The organism is Streptomyces sp. STAM6, assembly GCF_054963715.1.
Genome location: NZ_JBUEFZ010000004.1, coordinates 1 through 19,515, shown reverse-complemented (window position 1 = coordinate 19,515; position 19,515 = coordinate 1). Strand labels below are relative to the sequence as shown.

Sequence of the window (19,515 nt, the reverse complement as noted above, 5' to 3'; positions counted from 1 at the left end):
TGAACGACTCTGGACAGCCCCGGTGACCGCCGGGTAACTTCTTCTGAGCAAGCGCTTAGACACGTTGTGCCCAGAATCACCAGAGGAGGCGTCCGTGCGCCGGACCGTATTCAACGAGGACCACGAGGCGTTCCGGGAGACCATCCGCGCCTTCATCGAGGCAGAGGTCGTCCCCGTCTACGACGAGTGGTTCGCGGCGGGTCAGGCGCCGCGCGACTTCTACTACAAGCTCGGCGAGCTCGGCGTCTTCGGCATCAACGTGCCCGAGGAGTTCGGCGGCGCCGGCCTGGACACCCACAAGTTCGAGGCCGTCCTGTACGAGGAGACCTCGCGCGCGGGCGTGAACTTCGGCGGCTCCGGCGTGCACGTGCTGCTCGCCCTGCCCTACATCAAGATGCTGGCCTCCGACGAGCAGAAGAAGCGCTACCTGCCGAACTTCGTCTCCGGCGAGGAGATGTGGGCCCTGGCGATGACCGAGCCGGGCACCGGCTCCGACGTCGCGGGCATGAAGACCACGGCCAAGCTCTCCGAGGACGGCACGCACTACGTCCTCAACGGCGCGAAGACCTTCATCACCGGCGGCGTGCACGCCGACCGCGTCATCGTCTGCGCCCGCACCTCCGCCCCGAGCGAGCAGGACCGCCGCTTCGGCATCTCCCTGTTCGCCGTGGACACCAAGTCCGAGGGCTACTCCATCGGCCGCAAGCTGGACAAGCTCGGCCTGCGCACCTCCGACACCGCCGAGCTGGCGTTCGTCGACGTGAAGGTGCCGGTCGAGGACCTGCTCGGCGAGGAGGGCAAGGGCTTCTACTACCTCGGCCACAACCTGGCCTCCGAGCGCTGGGGCATCGCGTTCGGCGCGTACGCGCAGGCCAAGGCCGCCGTCCGGTTCGCGCAGGCGTACGTCACGGACCGCACCGTCTTCGGCAAGCCGGTCGCGCACTTCCAGAACACCAAATTCGAACTGGCCGCGTGCCAGGCCGAGGTGGACGCCGCCGAGGCCGTCGCCGACCGCGCCCTGGAGGCCCTGGACGCCGGTGAGCTCACGCCCGCCGAGGCCGCGTCCGCGAAGCTGTTCTGCACCGAGGTCGCCCACCGCGTCATCGACCGCTGCCTCCAGCTGCACGGCGGCTACGGGTACATGAACGAGTACCCGATCGCCCGCCTGTACGCGGACAACCGCGTCAACCGCATCTACGGCGGCACCAGCGAGATCATGAAGACGATCATCGCGAAGTCGATGGGGCTGTAAGTGCCCGAGGCTCTGGACGCCCTGCTCGATCTGCTCGACCTGGAGCGGATCGAGCAGGACATCTTCCGGGGCGTGTCCCGGTCGGCCCTCGTCCCGCGCGTGTTCGGCGGCCAGGTGGCCGCCCAGGCGCTGGTCGCGGCCGGCCGGACCGTTCCCGGTGACCGGCTCGCCCACTCCCTGCACGCGTACTTCCTGCGGGCCGGGGACCCGGGCGCGCCGATCGTCTACACGGTCGACCGCATCCGCGACGGCCGCTCCTTCACCACCCGCCGGGTCGTCGCCGTCCAGCACGGCCAGCCGATCTTCCACCTCTCGGCGTCGTTCCAGACGTACGAGGAGGGGCTGGACCACCAGGCGGACATGCCGGCCGCGCCCAATCCCGAGACGCTGCCGACGGCCGCGGAGATGCTGCCGCGCCACCTTCCGGCGGACGTCGCCCAACGGCTGATCGAGGCCCGGGCCGCGGTGGACCTGCGGTACGCGGAGGTCCCGCCCTGGGGCAGCGTCGGCGAACCGCGCGAACCGCGCTCGCAGGTCTGGTTCCGTACGAACGGCAAGCTCGCCGACGACCACCTGCTCCACGTCTGCCTGGCCACGTACGTCTCCGACATGACGCTGCTGGACTCGGTGCTCCTCGCCCACGGGCGCGGCGGCTGGGCGGTCGGCGACGTGGTCGGCGCGTCGCTGGACCACGCCATGTGGTTCCACCGCCCGTTCCGGGCCGACGAGTGGCTGCTGTACGACCAGCAGTCGCCGTCCGCCTCGGGCGGCCGGGGACTGGGCCAGGCCCGCATCTACACCCAGGACGGGCGCCTGGCCATCTCCGTCATCCAGGAAGGCGTCGTGCGGATCCCCTTCTGACCGGGCTCCGTTCCACCTCCGGGTCGCCCGTCGTCGACGTCGGCGATCCCCCTCGTCCCTGCGGATGGGGGAGGCAGTCCGTGCCGGAGGCGCCGGCGTCCGGGACCGGAGCGGCCGGGTGCCGGCGCCGGACCGGCCGGAACCGAATCCGGAGCGGCCGGGGCCCGGTGGCGGGGCACCCCCCGCTCGGGTCGCTCGTTCCTCACGATCTCCGCGCGCGGCCCCTCACGACAGCGCCGCGCCCTTCGGCTCGCTCGCCCGTGGGGCCGACCGGCGGTCGGCCCGCCGGGCCGGCGGTCAGCCCAGCAGGCCCGCGGCGTCCAGCAGGAACTCCGTCATCGGCTCGTAGAACCGCGGGTCCAGCACGTGGTCGTCCAGCGGGACCGTCACCTGCAGGGTGCCCTCGGCCTCGCCGATGAACAGGGCGGGGTCGTTGCAGTCGGCGAAGCCGACGGAGTCGATCCCGCGCTGTCCGGCCCGCCCCGCCCAGCCGTGGTCGGCGACGACCAGGTCCGGCTGCACGTCCAGGTGGTCGAGGATGGCGTTCATCGGTTCCGGGGAGTGGGTGTGCCACAGGGTGGCGCCCCGCTCGAAGACGGCGACATCGGCGAACTGCACGACGTACCCCTCGTCGGCGGTCAGCCCGCCGGGGATGCGGACGATGTCGCACCCGGCGGCCCTCAGCGCGGCCGCTGTCCTGCTGTGCACGTCCAGCAGCGCGCCCGGATGCCCGGTCGCGAACAGCACCCGCTGCCTCCCCGCGGCGGCCTTGCGCAGCCGCGCCGCCATCCGCTCCAGTGCGTCGACGGTCAGCTCGGGGTCGATCGTGTCCTGCCCGGCCCGGTGCGCGGGGTCGTCGTTCACCCCGCAGCGCTCGGCCATGACGGCGAGCACGTCCTGCTCGTCCGTCCACCGGTCGCCCAGTTCCAGACCGAGCCAGTAGTGACGGTCCCCGTTCGCCAGCCTGCGGTAGTGGGAGAGGTTGTTGTCGCGGGGGGTGGCGACGTCTCCGGCGATACGGGTGCGGACAAGGTGGTCGACGAGGGCGGCACGGCTGGGTATCGGCATGCCCCCCATTGTGCCGCCCGCCACCCCCCGTGGCCGCCTCATTCCGTCCCGTGGACGCGCCGCGCGGGCCCGGGCGGGCCCGCCCGGGCTCAGGCCGCCAGGGAGCCGAACGCCCCGTGCGCCAAACGGCGCAGCAGCGACTCCGTCGCCGTACGGGCCGTCAGACCGCCGGTGGGAGAGGCGGAGCCCAGGTGCGGGGTGGAGTTCAGCAGCCCGAAGACCGCGTGGACGGCCGCCCTGGCCTGCGATTCCGTCGGCGTGGGATACAGCTCGCGCACGGCGGTGACCCACAGTTCGACGTACTGCCGCTGGAGCTGGCGCACCCGCTTGCGGTCGGCGTCCCGCAGGCGGTCCAGCTCCCGGTCGTGCAGGGTGATCAGTGGGCGGTCGTCGAGCGCGAAGTCGATGTGGCCGTCGATGAGGGAGGCGAGCAGCGCGCCCGGGTCGCCGTCCGCCTCCTCGACGCGCCGCCGGCCCCCGTCGAGCAGCCGCTCACTGATGCCGACCAGCAGCTCCGCCAGCATCGCGTCCTTGCCCGGGAAGTGGCGGTAGAGCCCCGGGCCGCTGATGCCGACAGCCGCCCCTATCTCGTCCACGCCCACGCCGTGGAAGCCGCGCTCGGCGAAGAGGCGGGCGGCTTCCTTGAGGATCTGCTCGCGACGCGTCGGGGCATCGGTCCTGGTGCTCATGGGATTGATTCTAGAGAAACCTCGACAGGACAGTTAGCGCTCGTTAACCTGAAGGAAATGCGTTAACGCTCATTAACCTGGGGGCGACACGATGCAACAGGCACCGGTGCTGACGAGCGCGGCGGATCCCGCGTCCGCGGCCTGGCAGGCCAACGAGGCCGCACACCACGAGCTGGCCGAAGGGCTGCGCGCGCGGCTGGCGGCGGCGCGGCTCGGAGGCGGTGAGAAGGCCCGCGCCCGGCACACCGCGCGCGGCAAGCTGCTGCCCCGCGACCGCGTGGACACGCTCCTGGATCCCGGCTCCCCGTTCCTGGAGCTGGCCCCGCTGGCGGCGAACGGCATGTACGACGACCAGGCCCCGGCCGCCGGCGTCATCGCGGGCATCGGCCGGGTCAGCGGCCGGGAGGTCGTGGTCGTCGCCAACGACGCCACCGTCAAGGGCGGCACGTACTACCCGATGACGGTCAAGAAGCACCTCCGCGCCCAGGAGGTGGCGCTGGAGAACCGGCTGCCCTGTGTGTACCTGGTGGACTCCGGGGGCGCCTTCCTGCCCAAGCAGGACGAGGTCTTCCCCGACCGCGAGCACTTCGGCCGCATCTTCTACAACCAGGCCCGCATGTCCGGCGCCGGCATCCCGCAGATCGCGGCCGTCCTCGGCTCCTGCACCGCCGGCGGGGCGTACGTCCCGGCGATGAGCGACGAGGCCGTGATCGTGCGCAACCAGGGCACGATCTTCCTGGGCGGCCCGCCCCTGGTGAAGGCGGCGACCGGCGAGGTCGTCACCGCCGAGGAACTCGGCGGTGGCGAGGTCCACGCCCGGACGTCCGGCGTCACCGACCACCTCGCGGAGGACGACGCGCACGCGCTGCGGATCGTACGGAACATCGTGGCGACGCTGCCGGAGCGGCGAGCCCTGCCCTGGTCGGTGGAGCCGGTCGAGGAGCCCAAGGTCGACCCCGCGGGACTGTACGGGGCGGTGCCGGTCGACTCCCGCACCCCCTATGACGTGCGGGAGGTGATCGCGCGCGTCGTCGACGGCTCCCGGTTCGCCGAGTTCAAGGCGGAGTTCGGGCAGACCCTGATCACCGGCTTCGCCCGGATCCACGGCCACCCGGTCGGCATCGTCGCCAACAACGGCATCCTGTTCGCCGAATCGGCCCAGAAGGGCGCGCACTTCATCGAGCTGTGCGACCAGCGCGGCATCCCGCTGCTGTTCCTGCAGAACATCTCGGGCTTCATGGTCGGCCGGGACTACGAAGCGGGCGGCATCGCCAAGCACGGCGCCAAGATGGTCACGGCCGTCGCCTGCACACGCGTGCCGAAGCTGACCGTGGTCGTCGGCGGCTCGTACGGCGCGGGGAACTACTCGATGTGCGGCCGGGCCTACTCGCCCAGGTTCCTGTGGATGTGGCCCAACGCCAAGATCTCCGTGATGGGCGGCGAGCAGGCCGCCTCGGTCCTCGCCACCGTCAAGCGCGACCAGATCGAGGCGCGCGGGGAGGAGTGGCCCGCGGAGGACGAGGAGGCCTTCAAGGACCCGATCCGCGCCCAGTACGAGCAGCAGGGCAACGCCTACTACGCCACGGCCCGGCTCTGGGACGACGGCGTGATCGACCCGCTGGAGACCCGCCAGGTGCTGGGTCTGGCCCTGACCGCCTGTGCCAACGCGCCCCTGGGTGACCCCCAGTTCGGCGTCTTCCGGATGTGAGGGGACCCCTGACGATGTTCGACACCGTCCTTGTCGCCAACCGGGGCGAGATCGCGGTACGCGTCATCCGCACCCTGCGGCAGCTGGGTGTGCGCTCGGTGGCCGTCTTCAGCGACGCCGACGCCGACGCCCGGCACGTCCGGGAGGCCGACACGGCCGTCCGGATCGGCCCGCCGGCCGCCGCCGAGAGCTATCTGCGCGTGGACCGGCTGCTGGAGGCGGCCGAGCGGACCGGCGCGCAGGCCGTCCACCCGGGGTACGGCTTCCTCGCGGAGAACGCCGCGTTCGCGCGGGCCTGCGCGGACGCCGGTCTGGTCTTCATCGGCCCGCCGGCCGAGGCGATCTCCCTGATGGGCGACAAGATCCGTGCCAAGGAGACGGTCCGGGCGGCCGGCGTGCCGGTCGTACCGGGCTCCTCGGGCAGTGGACTGACCGACGACGAACTTGCCGCGGCCGCCCGGGAGATCGGCATGCCGGTGCTGCTGAAGCCCTCCGCGGGCGGCGGCGGCAAGGGCATGCGGCTCACCCGGGTCGAGTCGGCGCTGCTCGACGAGATCGCGGCGGCCCGCCGCGAGGCCCGCGCGTCCTTCGGCGACGACACGCTCCTGGTCGAGCGGTGGATCGACCGGCCCCGGCACATCGAGATCCAGGTGCTGGCGGACGGCCACGGGAACGTGGTCCACCTCGGCGAGCGCGAGTGCTCGCTCCAGCGCCGCCACCAGAAGATCATCGAGGAGGCGCCGTCCGTCCTGCTGGACGAGAAGACGCGCGCGGCGATGGGCGAGGCCGCGGTCCAGGCGGCCCGTTCCTGCGGCTACCGGGGCGCGGGCACGGTCGAGTTCATCGTGCCGGGCGGGGACCCCTCCTCGTACTACTTCATGGAGATGAACACCCGCCTCCAGGTCGAGCATCCGGTCACCGAGCTCGTCACGGGGCTGGACCTGGTGGAGTGGCAGCTGCGGGTCGCGGCCGGCGAGCGGCTGCCGTTCGCCCAGGACGACATCACGTTGACCGGACACGCCGTCGAGGCCCGGATCTGCGCCGAGGACCCCTCGCGCGGGTTCCTGCCCTCCGGCGGTACCGTCCTCGCGCTGCGCGAGCCGCAGGGCGACGGGGTGCGGACCGACTCCGGTCTGAGCGAGGGCACGGAAGTCGGCAGCCTGTACGACCCGATGCTGTCGAAGGTCATCGCCCACGGCCCCGACCGCGCGACCGCGCTGCGCAAGCTGCGGGCGGCGCTGGCCGACACGGTCACCCTGGGTGTGCCGACCAACGCGGGCTTCCTGCGCCGACTGCTCGCCCACCCCGCGGTGGTGGCGGGCGAACTCGACACGGGGCTCGTGGAGCGCGAGGCCGAGGGCCTGGTGGACGGCTCGGTCCCGCCGGAGGTGTACGCCGCGGCGGCGGCGGTCCGGCTGGCGGAGCTGGCCCCCGCGCCGCGGGACGGCTGGACCGATCCCTTCTCCGTGCCGAGCGGCTGGCGGCTCGGCGGTGAGCCCGCGCCGCTGGAGTTCCCGCTCCGCGTGCCGGGGCTCGATCCCGTGACGGCCGCGGCACCGGCCCGGCACCGGGTCACCGCCGGCTCCGTGACGGTCGAGGCCGACGGCGTCACCCACACCTTCCACCGGGCCGGACGCCGGCTCGGCCGGGACGGGGACTCCTGGCACGTCCTTGACCACGACCCGGTCGAGGCGGCGCTGTCCGGTGCCGCGCACGCGGGCGCCGACACGCTCGCCGCTCCCATGCCCGGCACCGTCACCGTCGTCAAGGTCGCCGTGGGGGACGAGGTCGCGGCCGGGCAGAGCCTGCTCGTCGTCGAGGCCATGAAGATGGAGCACGTCATCTCCGCCCCGCACGCCGGCACCGTCACCGAGCTGGACGTCACGCCCGGCACCACCGTCGCCATGGACCAGATCCTCGCCGTGGTGACCCCCCGGGAGGAGGACGAGTGACCACGCCCCCGAACCTGCCGATGACCGTGCCCGCGTCCGGGCTGCCCGCCCGGGTGCGGATCCACGAGGTCGGTCCGCGCGACGGCCTGCAGAACGAGCAGGGCGTCGTACCGACCGAGGTCAAGGCCGAGTTCATCCGGCGCCTCGCGGACGCCGGGCTCGGCACGGTCGAGGCCACGAGCTTCGTCCACCCCAAGTGGGTCCCCCAGCTGGCCGACGCCGAACGGCTGTTCCCGATGGTGCGGGGCGTGCCGGCCCGGCTGCCGGTCCTCGTGCCGAACGAGCGCGGCCTCGACCGTGCCCTGGCCCTCGGCGCCCGCGAGGTCGCCGTGTTCGCCAGCGCCACAGAGTCGTTCGCCAAGGCCAACCTCAACCGCACGGTCGACGAGGCGCTCGCCATGTTCGCCCCGGTCGTCACCCGCGCCATAGAGGCCGGTCTCACTGTCCGCGGCTATCTGTCGATGTGCTTCGGCGACCCCTGGGAGGGGCCCGTCCCGCTCCCCCAGGTCGTCCGGGTCACCAAGGCGCTGGCCGAGATGGGGTGCGACGAGCTGAGCCTCGGCGACACGATCGGGGTGGCCACCCCGGGCCACGTACAGGCCCTGCTCACGGCGCTGAACGACGCCGGTGTGCCGTCCTCCCGGCTCGCCGTGCACTTCCACGACACCTACGGCCAGGCTCTGGCCAACACACTCGCCGCGCTGCAGCACGGCGTGACCACGGTGGACGCCTCGGCGGGCGGCCTGGGCGGCTGCCCGTACGCCAAGTCGGCCACCGGCAATCTCGCCACCGAAGACCTCGTGTGGATGCTCCACGGCCTCGGCATCGAAACCGGGGTCGACCTCGGCCGGCTCACCGCCACGAGCGTGTGGCTGGCCGGACACCTGGGCCGTCCCAGCCCGTCCCGCACCCTCCGCGCCCTCGCGCCGCAAGCGCAGAGCTCTCACAAGGAGTGACCCGCCCCATGTCCCTGGACCACCGGCTCTCGCCGGAGCACGAGGAACTCCGCCGCACCGTCGAGGAGTTCGCGCACGATGTCGTCGCGCCGAAGATCGGCGACTTCTACGAGCGCCATGAGTTCCCTTACGAGATCGTCCGCGAGATGGGCCGCATGGGCCTGTTCGGCCTGCCCTTCCCGGAGGAGTACGGCGGCATGGGGGGCGACTACCTCGCCCTCGGCATCGCCCTGGAGGAGCTCGCCCGGGTCGACTCCTCGGTCGCCATCACGCTGGAGGCGGGCGTCTCGCTCGGCGCCATGCCGGTGTACCGCTTCGGCACGGAGGAGCAGAAGCGGCAGTGGCTGCCCAGGATGTGCTCCGGCGAGATCCTGGGCGCCTTCGGGCTGACCGAGCCGGGCGCGGGCAGCGACGCCGGCGGCACGCGCACCACCGCGGTGCGGGACGGCGACGAGTGGGTCATCAACGGCTCGAAGTGCTTCATCACCAACTCCGGTACGGACATCACCGGTCTGGTGACCGTCACGGCCGTGACCGGCCGCACGCCCGAGGGCAAGCCGCGGATCTCCTCGATCATCGTGCCGTCCGGCACGCCCGGCTTCACGGTCGCGGCGCCCTACTCGAAGGTGGGGTGGAACGCGTCGGACACGCGCGAGCTGTCGTTCGACGACGTCCGGGTCCCGGTGGGGAACCTGCTGGGAGAGGAGGGCCGTGGGTACGCGCAGTTCCTGCGGATCCTCGACGAGGGCCGGATCGCCATCTCGGCGCTGGCGACCGGGCTCGCGCAGGGCTGCGTGGACGAGTCGGTGAAGTACGCGAAGGAGCGTCACGCGTTCGGCCGGCCCATCGGGGACAACCAGGCCATCCAGTTCAAGATCGCGGACATGGAGATGCGGGCGCACATGGCCCGGATCGGCTGGCGCGACGCGGCGTCCCGTCTGGTGAGCGGGGAGCCGTTCAAGAAGGAGGCGGCGCTGGCGAAGCTGTACTCGTCGACGGTCGCCGTCGACAACGCCCGTGACGCCACCCAGATCCATGGTGGCTACGGCTTCATGAACGAATACCCGGTGGCCCGGATGTGGCGGGACTCCAAGATCCTGGAGATCGGCGAGGGCACCAGCGAGGTGCAGCGCATGCTGATCGCACGGGAGTTGGGGCTGTCCGCCTGACGCCTCCCCGAACGGGTGTCGTGGTCCTGATCGGGCAGGTGATCAGGACCACGGCCGGGGCCACTGGACATGATCTGAGGTTAGGCTAACCTACCCTCGACTTACCCGGTGGCCGAAAACCGGCCGTACGAAAGCGACGCCGTCATGCCCAGCAACACCCGAGCCTCCCACCTCACCCGCCGCGGCCTGCTGGCCGCCGGCGGCGCCCTCGGGCTCGGAGCCGCGCTGGTCGCCTGCGGCGGGAAGAACGCGGACGCGGAGTCCGACGGGAAGACCGGTCCCTGGAAGTTCACGGACGACCGCGGCAAGAAGGTCGAGCTCGACTCGGTCCCGAAGAACATCGTCGCCTTCACCGGCACCGCCGCCGCCCTCTTCGACTACGGCATCAAGGTCAAGGGAGTGTTCGGCCCGACGACCGTCAAGGACGCCGAGGGCAAGGACGTTCCCGACATCCAGGCCGGTGACCTCGACGTCACCAAGGTCGAGATCCTCGGCAACACCTGGGGCGAGTTCAAGATCGAGAAGTATCTGAAGCTGGAGCCGGAGCTCCTGGTGTCGGCCATGTGGGAGCCGAACAAGCTCTGGTACGTCCCGGACCAGTCCGCCGCGAAGATCTACAAGGTGGCGCCGAGCGTCGGCATCGAGGTCTCCCAGGCCACCATCCCGAAGGCCCTGGAGCGCCACGCCGAGCTCGCCGCCTCCCTGGGCGCGGACATGAAGTCCCAGAAGGTGACGGACGCCAAGGCCCGCTTCGAGAAGGCCGCCGCGCGCCTGCGCGCCGCCGCGAAGTCCAAGCCGGAGATCCGCGTCCTGATCGGCTCGGCCAGCCAGGAACTCTTCTACGTCTCCCTCGACAAGATGTCCGCGGACACCAAGTACTTCGCGGAGCTCGGCGTGAGGTTCGTGACGCCGAAGGTGAACGCCCAGGGCTACTTCGAGGAGCTGAGCTGGGAGAACATCGACAAGTACCCGGCCGACCTCATCATGATGGACAACCGCAGCCAGGCCATCCAGCCCAAGGACCTGGGCGCCAAGCCGACCTGGGGCCGGCTGCCCGCCGTCAAGGCCGGCCAGGTGATCCCGCGCGTCACCGAGCCGATCTACTCGTACGACAAGTGCGCCGTGGTCCTGGAGGACCTCGCCAAGGCGATCGAGAACGCCAAGAAGGTGGCCTGAGACAGATGACGACAGACGGGACCGCCCCGTTCGCCTTCTTCTCCCTGCGGGTGGTGCGCACGCGGCGGCTCGGGCCGTCGCTGGTCCGCGTCACCTTCGGCGGCGAGGACCTCGAGGGATTCCGCTCCGGCGGCCGCGACCAGTCGCTGTCGCTGTTCCTGCCGCACCCCGGTCAGCCCGAGCCGGTCCTGCCGCCCGTCGAGAACGGCGACATGTACGCGGCGCTGGGCGCCTGGCGGGCCATGCCCGACGACGTACGGGCCGTCATGCGCTCGTACACGGTCCGGGAACAGCGCCGGGACGACGACGGCACGACCGAGGTCGACATCGACTTCGCCCTCCACGACGACGGCGGGCCCGCCTGCAGCTGGGCGGCCGGGGCGTCCGAGGGCGACCGCGTCGTGGTCCTCGGTCCGGCGGTCGCCGACAACACCGGTGTCCGCTTCCGGCTGCCGGAGGACGCGGACGAGGTGCTGATCTGGGGCGACGAGACGGCGCTGCCCGCCGCCTCGGCGATCCTGGAGTCACTGCCGGCCGGGATCCGGGCCCGGGTGTGGCTGGAAGTGCCGTGCTCCGCGGACCGGCTGCGCCTGGACACCGAGGCGGACGCCACGGTCACCTGGCTCGTCCGGGAGGAGGGCGCCCCCGCCGCCGTGGACGCGGTACGGGCCGCGGAACTGACCGGCACCGCACCGTACGCCTGGATCGCGGGCGAGGCCGGCACCGTGAAGGCGCTGCGCCGCCACCTGGTCAACGAGCGCCGTGTCGACAAACGGCGCGTCACCTTCGTCGGCTACTGGCGCCGTGGCCTGAGCGAGGATGCTCTCCGCGAGGCGCCCGAGGCCACGGAGGACGACGCGTAACGGGTCGCCCGGACGGCCGGTGGCCGCCCCCGGAGGGCGCGGCCACCGGCCGGTTCACCGTGCGCCGCGCGGTGCTACTCCGTGCGCCACGGCACCTGTGGCGAGCGGTGGAAGTCGATGCCCAGCGCCGTGAGCCTCGGCCCCTGGGCCGCGAGCCGGAGCCGGTAGGCCTCCCAGTCGTGCGTGGCGGCGGGCGACCAGCCGAGCTCCGCCGCGCCGAGCAGCCGCGGGAAGGCCATGCGGTCGATGTGCGCGCCCGTCGAGATCGTCTCGGTCCACAGCGGGGCCTCGACGCCCGCGACGGCGCTCGCCGGTGCGCCGGGGAGGTAGTCGCCCGGGTCCCAGTCGTAGGAGCGCCGCACCTCGACGTAGCCGGCCCAGGACAGGCCGAGCTCGGTCTCCTTGCTGTACTTCATGTCGAGGTAGATCCGGTCGGCGGGCGAGAGGATCAGCCCCGTTCCGTTCCGCGCGGCCCTGGCGACCTGTGCCTTCTCCGCGTCGCTGGTGCGGTCCAGGCCCCAGTACTGGGCGAGTGCGCCCTTCGCCGGGGTCGCCCCGGTGAGCTGGTGCCAGCCGATCACCGTCTTGCCGTACCGCGCCACGACCGGCTGGACCTCGGCCATGAAGGCGACGTAGTCCTCGTGGCTGGTGGAGTGGGCCTCGTCGCCGCCGATGTGGAGGTAGCGGCCGGGCGTCAGCGCGGCCAGCTCGCGGACCACGTCGTCGACGAAGTCGTAGGTGACGGCCTTGTCCACGCACAGGGAGCTGAAGCCGACTTCGGTGCCCGTGTAGAGGGGCGGGGCGACACCGTCGCAGTTCAGCTCGGCGTACGAGGCGAGAGCGGCGTTGGTGTGGCCGGGCATGTCGATCTCGGGCACGACTTCGAGGTGGCGGGAGGCCGCGTACGCGACGAGGTCCTTGTACTGGGCCTTGGTGTAGTACCCGCCGGGGCCGCCGCCGACCTGCGTGGAGCCGCCGTGCGTGGCCAGGCGCGGCCAGGAGTCGATCGCGATCCGCCAGCCCTGGTCGTCGCTCAGGTGCAGATGCAGTTTGTTGATCTTGTAGAGGGCCAGCTGGTCGATGTACCGCTTGACCTGGTCGACGGTGAAGAAGTGCCGGGAGACGTCGAGCATGGCGCCGCGGTAGGCGTAGCGGGGGACGTCGGTGACGGTCCCGCCGGCGACCGCCCAGGGGCCGGGCTGCCGGGTGTCCGCCTCGATCGAGGCCGGGAGCTGCTGGCGCAGGGTCTGGACGCCGTGGAAGAGCCCGGCGGGCCTGCGGGCGGTGACGGTGACGCCCTCCCGCCCCGACTCCAGCCGGTAGCCCTCCTCGCCGAGCGTCTTCTCGCGCGGGTCCAGCCGCAGCCGGATGCCGCCGCGCCCCTCGCCACCGGTGACGGGCAGCGGGTATCCGGTGGACGGGCGCAGCACGGAGGCGAGGTAGCGCGCGATCCGGCGCGTCTCGCGCGATCCGTCGACGGCGTGGACGCGGGTGCGGGGGCCGAGGGCGTACGGTTCGCCGCCGGGCCGTACGGACGCGGGGACGGGCACGATCTCCCCGAGCGGCCTGGGGCCGGGCGCGGGGGCCGGGCCGGACGACGGCGCGGCGGCACTGGGGACGGCCGCCGCGCCGAGGAGCAGCAGGGAGCCGAGGAGCCGGGCGATTGTTCTGTGCAGTCTCACAAGCTGGGTCCCTTCGACGGGCTTCACAACTGTGGGCATGAGCAATCGGGCAGTCGAACGGTCCCCATGGGTATCGCGTGCCCCAGAGGGGGTCAAGGTGTAGACCACTTCTCCCCTCAGTCATATACCTCTGCCCCGATTTGCACCTTGATCATGAAGGCCTGTGCCCGGATTCGGGCAGGATTCTTGCAAAGCGCCGTCGATTGCCCGCAGTATCTACGGGTGCTCGAACGCCGCACGTCGTACGACGACCTCATCGACCACCTGGTGCGCAGCACCGCGCTGCAGCGCGGTGAGGCCTCCCGGGTGGTGCTCGATGTGCTGGCGTACTTCGACGAGACGACCGAGGAGTTCGTCCGTCGCCGCCACCGCGAACTGCAGGCGGGCGGCGAAGTGAACTCCGCGATCTTCGAGCGCATCGCGGCCGAGCTGCCGCACCGCGCCGTGGCGCCGCCGGAGCTCTCGCTCCGCCAGCTGCGTCGCATCGTCTACGGCTGAGATCCGCGACCCGCGGCCGAGCACACACCTGAACGTATCCGGAGGGGCAGAGACTTTATGTGCGGAATTGTCGGTTACATCGGTAAGCGCGATGTGGCTCCGCTGCTGCTGGAGGGCCTGGCGCGGCTGGAGTACCGGGGTTACGACTCCGCGGGCATGGTGATCACCAGCCCCAAGAGCGGCGGCCTGAAGATGGTCAAGGCCAAGGGCCGGGTCCGTGACCTGGAGGCCCGCGTCCCCAAGCGCTTCACCGGCACCACCGGCATCGCCCACACCCGCTGGGCCACCCACGGCGCCCCCAGCGACATCAACTCGCACCCGCACATGGACCCCGAGAACAAGGTCGCGGTGGTCCACAACGGCATCGTCGACAACGCCGCCGAGCTGCGCGCGAAGCTCGAGGCGGACGGCGTGGTCTTCGCCTCCGAGACCGACACCGAGGTCCTCACCCACCTGATCGCCCGCTCCCAGGCCGAGACCCTGGAGGAGAAGGTCCGCGAGGCGCTCAAGGTCGTCGAGGGCACGTACGGCATCGCCGTCATGCACGCCGACTTCAACGACCGCATCGTCGTCGCCCGCAACGGCTCCCCGGTCGTCCTCGGCATCGGCGAGAAGGAGATGCTCGTCGCCTCCGACGTCGCCGCGCTGATCGCCCACACCCGCCAGATCGTCACCCTCGACGACGGCGAGATGGCCACCCTGAAGGCCGACGACTTCCGCACGTACACCACCTCGGGCACGCTGACGACCGCGACCCCCGAGACCGTGGAGTGGGAGGCCGCCTCCTACGACATGGGCGGCCACGACACGTACATGCACAAGGAGATCTCCGAGCAGGCCGACGCCGTGGACCGCGTCCTGCGCGGCCGCATCGACGACAAGTTCTCGACCGTGCACCTCGGCGGCCTGAACCTGGACGCCCGCGAGGCCCGCGGCATCCGCCGGGTGAAGATCCTCGGCTGCGGCACCTCCTACCACGCCGGCCTGATCGGCGCCTCGCTGATCGAGGGCCTGGCCCGTATCCCGGCGGACTCCGAGCCGGCCTCCGAGTTCCGCTACCGCAACCCGGTCGTGGACCCCGACACCCTGTACATCGCCGTCTCGCAGTCCGGTGAGACGTACGACGTGCTGGCCGCCGTCCAGGAGCTGAAGCGCAAGGGCGCCCGCGTCCTCGGCGTGGTCAACGTGGTGGGCTCCGCGATCGCCCGCGAGGCCGACGGCGGCGTGTACGTGCACGCCGGCCCGGAGGTCTGCGTCGTCTCCACCAAGTGCTTCACCAACACCGTCGTCGCGTTCGCGCTGCTCGCCCTTCACCTGGGCCGCATCCGCGACCTGTCGGTCGCCGACGGCAAGCGGATCATCGAGGGCCTGCGCAGGCTGCCCGAGCAGATCCAGGAGATCCTCAAGGGCGAGGAGGACATCAAGAAGCTCGCCGCCGAGTACGCCGACGCCAAGTCGATGATGTTCATCGGCCGTGTCCGCGGCTACCCGGTCGCCCTGGAGGCCTCCCTGAAGCTCAAGGAGATCTCCTACATCCACGCCGAGGCGTACCCCGCCTCCGAGCTCAAGCACGGCCCGCTGGCGCTCATCGAGCCCGCGATGCCGACGGTCGCGATCGTCCCGAACGACTCGCTGCTGGAGAAGAACCGGGCCGCGATGGAGGAGATCAAGGCCCGCAGCGGCAGGATCCTCGCGGTCGCGCACCAGGAGCAGGAGAAGGCCGACCACACCATCATCGTCCCGAAGAACGAGGACGAGCTGGACCCGATCCTGATGGGCATCCCGCTGCAGCTCCTGGCCTACCACACGGCTCTGGCGCTGGGCCGGGACATCGACAAGCCGCGCAACCTGGCCAAGTCCGTCACGGTGGAGTAGTCGCGACGCCGACGCACGGCGACGTACGGCGACCCCGGGTGTGTGCCACCAGCACACCCGGGGTCGCCCTTTTCGTACGGCCGGTACCGCCCTTGCACCGGCCTCGGTGGCCGCTTCAGCCGGTGGCCGTCACACCCCGGCCGGCGGCGCGGCCGGAAAGCGTCGGCCACTTGGCGAGCGCGGCGGTCGCGCCGTACCAGGCCGCCAGGCCCGCCACCGCCGCGATCCAGCCGCCGGCCTTGGTGAGCCCGCCGGAGTCGGCGAAGGCGCCGATGCCGCCCAGCAGCAGGGAGAGGAAGAGCAGGCCGTACACGCCCTGCCCGAGGAGCCCGCCGCCGGAGGCCGCGGCCGTCAGCGTGAGCGCGAGGAGCGCCCACACCAGCAGGAACAGCCCGGTGGCCTCCGCCGACGCCTGTGCGGCGTCCGCCGTTCCCCAGGTGAACCAGAACGCGCCGAGCCCGGCGAACGCCGTGCCGGTGGAGCCGTTCCCGGCGCGCAGCTCGAGCACGCCGGCTATGAACAGCGCGACCCCGCCGACCCAGGTGGCGAGCGCCGCGGCGTCGGACGCGGCGACATGGTCGATCACACCGGTGCTGCCGATGCCGAAGGCGAGGAGTGTGAGGCCGAGTGCGAGGTGGCCGAGAGTGGAGGTGCTGCTTCCCGCGGAGACGTCTTTGTCCACGGCGGGCTCCCTTCATGTGCAGTTGTGCTGCTCTGTGCCGCAGCTGCTTCCCAGCCACGTCGATATACCCTTCACAAGCGCACAATCCACCTGCCGGAGAGGCCGAATTTCGCTGTGGAGGCGGGAAATTGACGCCGCCTCACCAGGGGCGACAACGGGGATTACGGCAAACCCGCGGGACGGCTACGGGATGACAACGACCGGACGCTGCGCGCGCCGCGCCAGCCGTCCGGCGACGGATCCGAAGATCCGCCCGACGATGCCGTGGGTGGAGCCGACGACGATCGCGTCGGCGGAGTACTCGCGGCCGACCTCTTCCAGCTCGTGACAGATGTCACCACCGCGCTCGACGAGGATCCAGGGGACCTCGGAGAGGTAGTCCGCGCAGGCCAGCTCCAGGCCGAGCACCTCGGTGCGGTGGTCGGGCACGTCGACGAACACCGGTGGCTCGCAGCCGGCCCAGACGGTGGTGGGCAGCCGGTTCGCCACATGCACGATGATCAGGCCGGAGCCGGACCTGCGGGCCATGCCGATGGCGTACGCGAGCGCTCGCTCGCTGGAAGTGGAGCCGTCGAAGCCGACGACGACTCCGTGCTGGAAGGCGGGGTCGCAGGAATGACGCGTCTCGTCCGCCGCGAGGGGGTCGACCGTCGAATCGGCGACCTGCCTGCGGTCCGCGGGTTCAGGAAATTCGTGACCGGCCATCGATGTCTCGGCGAAAAGGGTCCTCGTCGGAAGGGACAGGGGAACAACGGTTGGCGGCGGAGGTGTGTCCGGGAATCATCTTCCCAACCCCATACCCCCAAGGGTACGGCGACACTCCTCCGGTGCCCAGTGCCTGTCGCCCTGCACACAGCGTTCCAGGGAGCATGCACGAGCCCGTCCCGTATGGCAATGCCGGTTGTGCCCTACAGGCGTCCCCCGGACGCCCTTGTGGCGAGTTGTCGCCACCCCGAGACCCACCCCGGCCCCGCCACCCCGCTCGGCGCGATCTTCGGCCACGGTCGCAGTGACCGCGACCCCGCGCCCGTCGTTGGCCACTCGGTCGGCCGCCCGGCCGCCCCGGGACCTCCGGGCCCCCTCCGGCGCCCCCGTCCCGTCGCACCGCACCGCCCGAGGGAGCATTCCGTGCCCGCACCACCGGCCGTCCCGGCCGCTTCGTCCGCCTCCGAATCGGCGAGCGACGTCGTCCGGTGGGCCACCTTCAGTTGCGGACTCGTTCCCGTCGTCCTTGTCGTGTACGGGACATCCTTCGGCGGGGCCTCCCTGACGGCCCTCGGACTCGCCGCCGTGACGACCGCCTGCCGGCTGCTGCTGCGCCGTTCCGAGCGCATCCCGGTCCGGCTGCTCCCCCAGGAGCCCCCGCGCGGGGCACCCGCTCCCCCGCACCGCGGCCGGCACTCCCGGACGGGAACGGGAGCGCACCGCGGGACACGTCACGGGGCCGGGTGTGCGCCCGCAGACTGACGGGTTCGCACACACGCGCCCGTAGGTTTTCAGCCAACTTCCGGCTAGTGGCCGATCCTTCCCAGAATGGCCTGCCAACCCCCTTGTCACCAGGGAAGAAAGGGTCGACGGCGTCGCTCGCACCCTACGTGGTTGGGCCATGCCTGTGAGGCGCACTTCCCTGGGCGGCCCGCGAGTGGAACGCTTCGTGATCGAATGCTTCGCGCCAAATTGCCTTGTCGACATAGTCCCGGATGCGGAACTTGTCACGCCGGCGCCATGGGACGCAGTAGATTCGATCATGAGTATCGAAGACTGGGGACTCGTGCAAAACCGAGGGGAAACGTGCAGGAGCGACAGGACCTAGGAGACGCGAACACCGAGGGGGGCTTAGCGTCATGAGCCAGGACTCCGCCGCACCGGAGAACGGACGGAAACTGTCCGGACGCCGCCGTCGCGAGGTCGTCGCCGTACTGCTGTTCAGCGGCGGCCCCATCTTCGAGAGCTCCATCCCGCTCTCGGTGTTCGGGATTGACCGCCAGGACGCCGGAGTTCCCCGCTACAGGCTGCTCGTCTGTGCGGGGGAAGAGGGACCACTACGTACTACCGGGGGACTCGAACTCAGCGCGCCGTACGGCCTGGAGGCGATCAGCAGGGCGGGCACCGTCGTCGTACCGGCCTGGCGGTCGATCACCTCGCCGCCACCGGCCGAGGCGCTCGACGCGCTGCGCCGCGCCCATGAGGAAGGAGCACGCATCGTCGGGCTGTGCACCGGTGCCTTCGTGCTCGCCGCCGCCGGTTTACTCGACGGGCGGCCGGCCACCACGCACTGGATGTACGCACCGACGCTCGCCAAGCGCTATCCGTCGGTCCATGTGGACCCGCGGGAGCTCTTCGTCGACGACGGCGACGTGCTGACGTCCGCCGGCACGGCGGCCGGCATCGACCTCTGTCTGCACATCGTGCGCACCGACCACGGGGCGGAAGCGGCCGGGGCACTCGCCCGCCGGCTCGTCGTACCGCCGCGGCGCACGGGTGGACAGGAGCGGTACCTCGACCGGTCACTGCCGGAGGAGATCGGCGCCGACCCGCTGGCCGAGGTGGTCGCGTGGGCGCTGGAGCACCTCCACGAGCAGTTCGACGTGGAGACGCTGGCGGCGCGCGCGTACATGAGCCGACGGACCTTCGACCGCAGGTTCCGTTCGCTCACCGGCAGTGCGCCGCTGCAGTGGCTGATCACCCAGCGGGTGCTGCAGGCGCAGCGGCTGCTGGAGACGTCCGACTACTCGGTCGACGAGGTGGCGGGCCGCTGCGGCTTCCGCTCGCCCGTCGCGCTGCGCGGGCACTTCCGCCGCCAGCTGGGGTCGTCCCCCGCCGCGTACCGGGCCGCCTACCGGGCCCGGCGCCCGCAGGGCGACGCGGGGCCGCCGCCACCGGCGGTCGTGGACGCGGTGGTGCCGCAGCAGGTGCAGGCGGCCGCCAGACGGGCCGCCGCGACCGCCACGGCGGGCCCGGGGCCGGTCGCGGGCCCGCCGGAGCCGGGCAAGCCGCACTCCGACGCGTTCGCCTCGGGCCGCGCGGCGCTGCCGGGCCAGCGGACGGCGCCGTAACCGCCCGCGGCGGCCGCCGCGCGGTGGC

At 71.7% G+C, this 19,515-nt stretch carries 17 protein-coding genes; 12 read left to right on the top strand and 5 right to left on the bottom strand.

Annotated features, from left to right (window positions below; genetic code table 11):
* Nucleotides 1–94: 94 nt before the first annotated feature.
* Both ACY34K_RS06885 and ACY34K_RS06880 read left to right on the top strand, forming a co-directional pair.
* On the top strand, nucleotides 95–1,252 hold the full coding sequence (locus ACY34K_RS06885) for an acyl-CoA dehydrogenase family protein (protein WP_462744843.1): 1,158 nt from the start codon (nucleotides 95–97) through the stop codon (nucleotides 1,250–1,252).
* On the top strand, nucleotides 1,253–2,113 hold the full coding sequence (locus ACY34K_RS06880) for an acyl-CoA thioesterase (protein ID WP_462744841.1): 861 nt from the start codon (nucleotides 1,253–1,255) through the stop codon (nucleotides 2,111–2,113).
* Nucleotides 2,114–2,410: 297 nt separating this feature from the next.
* Here the strand turns inward: ACY34K_RS06880 and ACY34K_RS06875 are convergent, their stop codons facing one another.
* Nucleotides 2,411–3,181, bottom strand: a complete 771-nt coding sequence (locus ACY34K_RS06875; RefSeq protein WP_462744840.1) for a phosphatase — start codon at nucleotides 3,179–3,181, stop codon at nucleotides 2,411–2,413.
* A gap of 89 nt (nucleotides 3,182–3,270) precedes the next feature.
* Entirely contained in the window at nucleotides 3,271–3,870 is a 600-nt protein-coding gene (locus ACY34K_RS06870) for an SACE_7040 family transcriptional regulator (RefSeq protein WP_462744838.1), read from the bottom strand.
* 91 nt (nucleotides 3,871–3,961) lie between these two features.
* Here ACY34K_RS06870 and ACY34K_RS06865 point away from each other — a divergent pair, with 91 nt between their 5' ends.
* The 6 genes from ACY34K_RS06865 to ACY34K_RS06840 all read left to right on the top strand — a co-directional run bounded on the left by ACY34K_RS06865 (nucleotide 3,962) and on the right by ACY34K_RS06840 (nucleotide 11,694).
* On the top strand, nucleotides 3,962–5,578 hold the full coding sequence (locus tag ACY34K_RS06865; protein WP_462744836.1) for a carboxyl transferase domain-containing protein: 1,617 nt from the start codon (nucleotides 3,962–3,964) through the stop codon (nucleotides 5,576–5,578).
* A gap of 14 nt (nucleotides 5,579–5,592) precedes the next feature.
* Nucleotides 5,593–7,530, top strand: coding sequence for an acetyl/propionyl/methylcrotonyl-CoA carboxylase subunit alpha (locus ACY34K_RS06860; protein WP_462744834.1), 1,938 nt, complete (start codon nucleotides 5,593–5,595; stop codon nucleotides 7,528–7,530).
* A gap of 20 nt (nucleotides 7,531–7,550) precedes the next feature.
* Nucleotides 7,551–8,486 carry a hydroxymethylglutaryl-CoA lyase gene (locus ACY34K_RS06855; protein ID WP_462745467.1) on the top strand — a complete coding sequence of 312 codons (936 nt, stop codon included), beginning with the start codon at nucleotides 7,551–7,553 and terminating at the stop codon, nucleotides 8,484–8,486.
* Nucleotides 8,487–8,494: 8 nt separating this feature from the next.
* Complete coding sequence (locus ACY34K_RS06850; protein ID WP_462744832.1) at nucleotides 8,495–9,655, top strand: acyl-CoA dehydrogenase family protein; 1,161 nt, start codon at nucleotides 8,495–8,497, stop codon at nucleotides 9,653–9,655.
* A 144-nt stretch (nucleotides 9,656–9,799) separates the two neighbouring features.
* A complete protein-coding gene (locus ACY34K_RS06845; protein ID WP_462744830.1) occupies nucleotides 9,800–10,831 on the top strand; it encodes an ABC transporter substrate-binding protein in 1,032 nt (343 codons plus the stop codon).
* A gap of 5 nt (nucleotides 10,832–10,836) precedes the next feature.
* Nucleotides 10,837–11,694 carry a siderophore-interacting protein gene (locus ACY34K_RS06840; protein ID WP_462744828.1) on the top strand — a complete coding sequence of 286 codons (858 nt, stop codon included), beginning with the start codon at nucleotides 10,837–10,839 and terminating at the stop codon, nucleotides 11,692–11,694.
* Between the two features lie 74 nt (nucleotides 11,695–11,768).
* Here ACY34K_RS06840 and ACY34K_RS06835 read toward each other — a convergent pair whose 3' ends face one another.
* Nucleotides 11,769–13,415 (bottom strand): beta-N-acetylhexosaminidase, encoded by a 1,647-nt coding sequence (locus ACY34K_RS06835; RefSeq protein ID WP_462744826.1) that lies wholly within the window; start codon nucleotides 13,413–13,415, stop codon nucleotides 11,769–11,771.
* Between the two features lie 183 nt (nucleotides 13,416–13,598).
* Between ACY34K_RS06835 and ACY34K_RS06830 the strand changes: the two genes are divergently transcribed.
* The gene (locus ACY34K_RS06830) at nucleotides 13,599–13,874 is read left to right on the top strand and encodes a hypothetical protein (protein ID WP_462744824.1); all 276 of its coding nucleotides are present in this window, start codon (nucleotides 13,599–13,601) and stop codon (nucleotides 13,872–13,874) included.
* Between the two features lie 57 nt (nucleotides 13,875–13,931).
* Nucleotides 13,932–15,749 carry a glutamine--fructose-6-phosphate transaminase (isomerizing) gene (glmS, locus tag ACY34K_RS06825; RefSeq protein ID WP_462744822.1) on the top strand — a complete coding sequence of 606 codons (1,818 nt, stop codon included), beginning with the start codon at nucleotides 13,932–13,934 and terminating at the stop codon, nucleotides 15,747–15,749.
* A 115-nt stretch (nucleotides 15,750–15,864) separates the two neighbouring features.
* On the opposite strand, the gene ACY34K_RS06820 is transcribed toward glmS, so the two are convergent.
* The gene (locus ACY34K_RS06820; RefSeq protein ID WP_462744820.1) at nucleotides 15,865–16,431 is read right to left on the bottom strand and encodes a GPR1/FUN34/YaaH family transporter; all 567 of its coding nucleotides are present in this window, start codon (nucleotides 16,429–16,431) and stop codon (nucleotides 15,865–15,867) included.
* A 183-nt stretch (nucleotides 16,432–16,614) separates the two neighbouring features.
* The gene (locus tag ACY34K_RS06815) at nucleotides 16,615–17,136 is read right to left on the bottom strand and encodes a universal stress protein (RefSeq protein WP_462744818.1); all 522 of its coding nucleotides are present in this window, start codon (nucleotides 17,134–17,136) and stop codon (nucleotides 16,615–16,617) included.
* Between the two features lie 423 nt (nucleotides 17,137–17,559).
* On the opposite strand from ACY34K_RS06815, the gene ACY34K_RS06810 reads away from it, so the two are divergent.
* Nucleotides 17,560–17,898, top strand: a complete 339-nt coding sequence (locus ACY34K_RS06810; RefSeq protein WP_462744816.1) for a hypothetical protein — start codon at nucleotides 17,560–17,562, stop codon at nucleotides 17,896–17,898.
* A gap of 377 nt (nucleotides 17,899–18,275) precedes the next feature.
* The gene (locus ACY34K_RS06805) at nucleotides 18,276–19,487 is read left to right on the top strand and encodes a helix-turn-helix domain-containing protein (RefSeq protein ID WP_462744814.1); all 1,212 of its coding nucleotides are present in this window, start codon (nucleotides 18,276–18,278) and stop codon (nucleotides 19,485–19,487) included.
* Nucleotides 19,488–19,515 lie beyond the last annotated feature (28 nt).